This is a genomic window from Sphingomonas asaccharolytica NBRC 15499 (assembly GCF_001598355.1).
Taxonomy (GTDB): Bacteria; Pseudomonadota; Alphaproteobacteria; order Sphingomonadales; family Sphingomonadaceae; genus Sphingomonas; species Sphingomonas asaccharolytica.
On the sequence record NZ_BCYU01000145.1, the window covers coordinates 1 to 5,581 of the forward strand.

At 66.3% G+C, this 5,581-nt stretch carries 5 protein-coding genes, 1 tRNA gene and 1 pseudogene; 3 read left to right on the top strand and 4 right to left on the bottom strand.

The window, feature by feature from the left end; translation table 11 throughout:
• A partial coding sequence (locus tag SAS01S_RS21450) for a hypothetical protein (RefSeq protein WP_157082944.1) occupies window positions 1-210 on the bottom strand: 210 nt, incomplete at its 3' end.
• A 124-nt stretch (window positions 211-334) separates the two neighbouring features.
• Here SAS01S_RS21450 and moaA point away from each other — a divergent pair.
• The 3 genes from moaA to SAS01S_RS21465 all read left to right on the top strand — a co-directional run bounded on the left by moaA (window position 335) and on the right by SAS01S_RS21465 (window position 2,240).
• Window positions 335-1,333: a GTP 3',8-cyclase MoaA gene (gene moaA, locus SAS01S_RS21455; protein ID WP_066813188.1), complete on the top strand. Its 999-nt coding sequence runs from the start codon at window positions 335-337 to the stop codon at window positions 1,331-1,333.
• The gene (locus SAS01S_RS21460; RefSeq protein WP_066813190.1) at window positions 1,330-2,097 is read left to right on the top strand and encodes an NAD kinase; all 768 of its coding nucleotides are present in this window, start codon (window positions 1,330-1,332) and stop codon (window positions 2,095-2,097) included. Before moaA ends, SAS01S_RS21460 begins: the two co-directional genes overlap by 4 nt.
• Window positions 2,098-2,165: 68 nt before the next feature.
• A tRNA-Asn gene (locus tag SAS01S_RS21465) sits at window positions 2,166-2,240 on the top strand.
• 24 nt (window positions 2,241-2,264) lie between these two features.
• Here SAS01S_RS21465 and hpnN read toward each other — a convergent pair.
• From hpnN to SAS01S_RS21480, 3 genes and pseudogenes are all read right to left on the bottom strand, one after another.
• On the bottom strand, window positions 2,265-4,859 hold the full coding sequence (hpnN, locus tag SAS01S_RS21470) for a hopanoid transporter HpnN (RefSeq protein ID WP_066813192.1): 2,595 nt from the start codon (window positions 4,857-4,859) through the stop codon (window positions 2,265-2,267).
• Window positions 4,859-5,311, bottom strand: coding sequence for a DUF2141 domain-containing protein (locus SAS01S_RS21475; RefSeq protein ID WP_066813194.1), 453 nt, complete (start codon window positions 5,309-5,311; stop codon window positions 4,859-4,861). Before SAS01S_RS21475 ends, hpnN begins: the two co-directional genes overlap by 1 nt.
• Window positions 5,308-5,581: pseudogene (locus SAS01S_RS21480) on the bottom strand (1-deoxy-D-xylulose-5-phosphate synthase); the annotation flags it as partial. The pseudogene SAS01S_RS21480 and the gene SAS01S_RS21475, both read right to left, overlap by 4 nt.

Genomic DNA, 5,581 nt, shown 5'->3' on the forward strand with positions numbered 1-5,581 from the left:
GGCGGCGGCCAGCCCCTCGCCGAGCGCCCCGCGAGCGTCGAGCACGGCCAAGGCCGCGCCGCTGCCGAGATACCGCCGCGCCGCACCGTCGCCACGCCGGGCAGCCACCACGCGCCAGCCGGCCTCTGCCGCGATTGCCGACAATTCGCCGCGCTGCCGGAATGACAGCAGGAACAGGGAGTTTCCGGTCTGGGGATCACTGGGGACCATTGCGCCCGGTTCTACGCATGCCGGTGCGACTTCGCCAATCCGCAATCGGCCAATGACCAATCCGAACGCGCGCAGCTAATCGGGGTTGCCGCAGGGAGTACGACGCCCTAGCTGTCGAAGCACGATGGCGACCGCCCCCGCCCTGATCGACCGACATGGCCGCACAATCAGCTATCTGCGTGTGTCGGTGACCGATCGCTGCGACCTGCGCTGCCGTTACTGCATGGCCGAGGACATGCGTTTCCTCCCGCGCGATGCGTTGCTCGAACTCGACGAGATTGCCGTCATCGCAGAGCGCTTCATCGCGCGCGGTGTGACCAAGATCCGGCTGACCGGCGGCGAACCGCTGGTGCGCCGCGGCGCGATCGATCTCGCCCGGCGATTGGGTCGGCAGGTCGGCCACGGTCTCGACGAACTGACGCTGACGACCAATGGCACGCGACTGGCCGATTGTGCCGCCGCCCTGCGGGCCGCCGGCATCCGCCAGATCAATGTCAGCCTCGACAGCCTCGATCCCGATCGCTTTCGCCATATCACGCGCCAGGGCGATCTGTCGCGCGTCCTCGACGGCATTGCCGTTGCCAAGGCGGTGGGACTCGCGATCAAGATCAATATGGTCGCGCTGAAAGATCTCAATCAGGACGAGATTTCGGCAATGCTCGCCTGGTGCGTCGAACAGGGTCATGATCTCAGCCTCATCGAAACCATGCCGCTAGGTGCGATCGACGAGGATCGCGCCGACCGCTTCGTGCCGCTGACCGCGGTGTTCGACGATCTCTCGCGGCGGTTCGACCTGATCCGCGACCCGCGATCGACCGGCGGTCCGGCGCGCTATTGGCGTGTCGGCGCCAGTCCCACCCGGCTCGGGCTGATCTCCCCCCTCACCGTCAATTTCTGCGACGGCTGCAACCGCGTCCGACTCACTACCGAGGGGCGGCTCTATGCCTGTCTCGGCCATGACGATCAGGTGGATTTGAAGGCAGCGTTGCGCATCGGCGGGACGGCCGGACTCGACGCCGCGATCGACGAAGCTCTGGCGATCAAGCCCGCGCGCCACGATTTCCGCATCGCCGCCGGCGCCGCGCCCGCGGTCGGGCGGCATATGAGCGTGACTGGCGGATGAAACGCGCGCTGGTCGCGTCGCCGACCCCACCCGCCCAGGCCGCCGAGCGCGAGCTGCGAGACAGCTACGAGTGGGTGCCGGTCGAACAGGCCGACCTGATCGTCGCGCTGGGCGGCGATGGCTTCATGTTGCAGACGCTGCACGCGATGCTCGACCGCCGCGGTGATCCGGTGCCCGTATTCGGCATGAATCTGGGCACGGTCGGTTTTCTGATGAACGACTGGCGGCGCGACGGGCTCGACGCGCGGCTCGAGCGCGCGCGTCCGTTCAAGGTCACGCCGCTCCAGATGGCCGCGCGTACGATCGCGGGCGAGACGTTCATCCACCCGGCGATCAACGAAGTCTCGCTGCTCCGCGAAACGCGTCAGACCGCCAAACTGGAAGTCACGGTCAACGATCGCGTCGTGATCCCGGAATTGGCCTGTGACGGCATCCTGGCCGCGACGCCGGCGGGATCGACCGCGTACAATCTGTCGGCTAACGGCCCGATCCTCCCGCTCGGCTCGGCGATGATCGCCTTGACCCCAATCTCGGCCTTCCGACCACGGCGCTGGCGCGGCGCAATCCTGCCCGAAAAAGCACGGATCACGCTCAAGGTACTCGAAGCGGCGAAGCGGCCAGTGTCCGCCGTCGCCGACCAGCATGAGGTACGCGACGTCGCCCAGGTCGATATCGCGATCGACCGTTCGCGCGAGCTGACCCTGCTGTTCGACCCCGAGCATGCGCTCGACGACCGCATCACCATGGAGCAGTTCGCCGCCTGAGGTTTTAACGGGAAATCAGGGGTTGCATCGTTAATGCGCGAAGGTATAGACGCGCGCTCCGGTGACGTTCCCTGATAGCTCAGCGGTAGAGCTCTCGACTGTTAATCGAGCGGCCGTAGGTTCGAATCCTACTCAGGGAGCCACCGCAGAAAATCACCCAGCTACCTTTATGCCCGCTCGCGCCTCGGCGGCCCCAGTAGCGCGGGCTCGAAGATCAAGGCGCAGATCAGCGTCCAGATCAGCGAGATCATCAGGATCTCGCCCATGCTGGCCGTACCGGGATGACGCGACAGCCAGAGACTGCCGAACGCGGTGCCGGTGGCAAGTGCGCTGAACATCACGGCGCGGGCCAGGCTGGACTGGAGCAGCCCGGTTGCCCCTGCCCGCCACGCCATCACGAAGTAGATGTGGAAAGCGACGCCCACGCCGAACAATAATGGGAAAGCGATGATGTTCGCGAAGTTGATCGGCTGGCCGATCAGCACGCAGCTGCCCAAGGTCAGAAAGATCGACAAGATGACCGGCGCCAGCGTGAACGCCACTTCGCGTACGTTGCGGAGCACCACGAACAGCAGCGCGCTCACCAGCAGGAAGGCGAGGACCCCGGCCTGGACGAAGGCACCGGCCACGGTATTGGCCGCTGCCTGGGTCGCGACCGGCAAGCCGGATATGGCCGGTGTCACGCCGGCAACGGCGGTCCGGAACCGGCGAATGACGCGATTATCGTTGCCGTTGCCGCTGGGAAAGACCTGGAGCCGTACGCGTCCGTCGGGCGTGACCCAGTCACGAGCAAGCTCGACGGGCAGATCGGCGCGGGTGACCGGCGTCGCCTGCAAGGCCAGCCGAACCTGGCCGAGCATCACGTCGAGTGGCCGGGATACCGCTGCATTCATTTCAGCGCGTTTCTCGGGCGTGCTTCGGGCCAACCGTTCGAACAAAGTCGCGAGCCGCCGGACGTCGCGCGCGCCGGGTTGCTGACCATTCCCGGCGACGGCGCGCAGCTTGGCAGCGCTCTGCGAAAGTGAGGCAACCAGATCCGCATCGCTCGGCGGCGGTGCGATATCGAGCGGATTGATCGTCACATCGAGCAGCAATGCCGCATCCTGAATGATCGCCAGCTTGGCCTGCTGGTCTTCGGGCACGAAGCTGTCGAGCGAGATCACCCGCGCAACCTCTGGCAAGTGATCGAGCTTGCCGGCGATCACCTGCGCTTCGGCCGGATTGGCGGCCAGCACGTCGATTGTGTTCGGCGTACGGTCGGGATCGCGCGTTAAATCGGCCAATGCCCGCATTGCAGGCGCGTCGGGATTGCGCAGGTGCAGCGGATTGAAGTCGAAGGTCACCCAGGGAAGGATGCCGATGCTGGCGACGAGCGCGATCGCGAATCCCCACAGCACCATGCCGCGATTGCGTTCGAGCCATCGGTCCACCGGTGCGAGCGTGGCGAATCCCACGTCCCCGCGCGGCTGACCGGGGCGGAACAGCATCACCAATGCGGGCAGCAACGTGACGCTCAGCGCCAGCGCGACGATCATGCCAAGCCCGGCGATCACGCCCAGTTCGGCAATGCCGACATAAGCGGTCGGCAGGAACGCCCCGAAGCCCATGAAGATTGCGCCTGCCGCCAGCGTGAGCGGAGCGCCGAGCGCGATCGCGGCTTGGCGCAGCGCCGCATCGGACGGGGCGCCGCCCGCGCGCTCGGCATTGTAGCGGACACAGATCTGGATGCCGAAATCCACCCCCAGACCGACGAACAGCGGAATGAACGCGACCGAGATCAGATTGAAGCGGCCGACCGCGACCAGCCCGGCCGCCATGGTGACGAGGAGGCCGAGCACGATCGTCGCCAGGATCGCGGCGACCAGGCGCACCGATCGGGTCGCGAACCACAAGGTGAGCAGCATCGCCGCGAGCATCACCAGCCCGACCAGCCCGATATTCTCCTGGAGCGTGCCGAACTCCTCGTCGGCCAATGGCACCTCGCCGGTGAGCTGCACCTTTACGCCATGCGCAGCATCGAGCCCGAGCGCCGCGGCGGTCGTCCGGACCGCGTCGCTGGCCGCCTCTCCGGACATCAGCTCGCTATGGTTCAAGACCGGCTGGGCAAGGATCAGCCGCCGCTTCGGCGGGGCCAGTGCCCCTTTGCCGGTCGCGAACAGCGCCTGCCAGGAAAACGGCTTCGGCCTGCCCCCGAGCACGCCGTCGGCGGCGTCACCGAGCGCGCGGACAGGCTTGTCGATCCGGTCGACCGTGACCTGACCCGTCTGCACTCCATCGGCAATGGTCGACAAGGCGCCGGCCACGCCGCGCAGACTGGGGTCGGCGGCGAGTGGACCGAGCATCGGCTGCGCGTCGACCAGCGCGGCGCTGGTGTCGCGCACATCCTGTACGGAGCCGAACAACAGACCTTCGCGTCCCAGGAAGTCGCCGCCATCGGGCCGGGTGACAAGCCGGAAATGCGCCTTGTCGGATGCCAGCCGGGCGGCGAGCCGGGCTGCGCCGTCCTCGGCCAGCTCCGGGGTGGCACCGTCGACCATCACCAGCATCACGTCGCGCAATTGCGGGAACGCCTGCTCCATCGCCTTTTCCCGCTGACGCCATTCGACATTGGGAGAGATCAATTCGGCGGTGTCGGTAGTCATCGCGAAACGATTGAGGGTGACCAACAGCGCCAGCGCGGCGAGGACCAGCACCAGGATGACCGTCAGCCACGGGCGGCGCACGCTAGCCGCGACGATTGGCGTGACCGGGGACCGCACGATCAGCGCGCCGACGGACCTTGAGCGCCCATGAAATAGCGCAGCGTCAATCGGATAGTACGGGCATTGCCGTCGAATGCGAATACCGCCTCGGCGAATTTGGGTGGGCCGAGGCGGATCTTGGCATCGTTCGAGAAGCCGACACCCTCCTTCGGGATGCCGAACAATGCCCGATCGACCTCACCATTGCCATTCTCGTCGAGAAAGGCCTGCACCGCATAGCGCCCCGCCGGCAGATTGGTGACCGTCACGCGCGTGTCGCCCAGCCTGGCCCGCGCATTCCCCGTCCAGGGACAATTATCCTTGAGGAACTGCGCTTCGGGACAGACGTCGACATGGACATTGCCCTTGGCGATGCGGACATTGCCGACGTCGATCGTCAGCACACCTCGCGCATCCGTCCCTGCGGCCGCCAGAAGTGGCAACCCCAACAATGCCAGCAACAATCGCTTCATATGCGCTGGCACTCCGCGATCGCGCTCGCGTCGTTATAGCGCAACGCCTTGAGCACGGTGTCGACGATATGGTCGGAATCGAGTCCGGCCTGGGCATATTGCACCTCGGGCTTGTCCTGGTCCTGGAAGAGGTCGGGCAGCCGCATGGTGCGCAGCTTGAGCCCGCCATCGATCAGCCCGGTATCACTCGCCATCGTCAGGACGTGAGCACCGAGCCCGCCGATTGCGCCTTCCTCGATCGTCACCGCGACCTCGTGCGTGGTCAGCAAG

What these genes read in the sequence shown, in the direction of transcription:
- moaA (WP_066813188.1), top strand. Translation starts at nt 335, where the DNA reads ATGGCGACCGCCCCCGCCCTGATCGACCGACATGGCCGCACAATCAGC.
- SAS01S_RS21460 (WP_066813190.1), top strand. Translation starts at nt 1,330, where the DNA reads ATGAAACGCGCGCTGGTCGCGTCGCCGACCCCACCCGCCCAGGCCGCC.
- SAS01S_RS21475 (WP_066813194.1), bottom strand. Translation starts at nt 5,311, where the DNA reads ATGAAGCGATTGTTGCTGGCATTGTTGGGGTTGCCACTTCTGGCGGCC.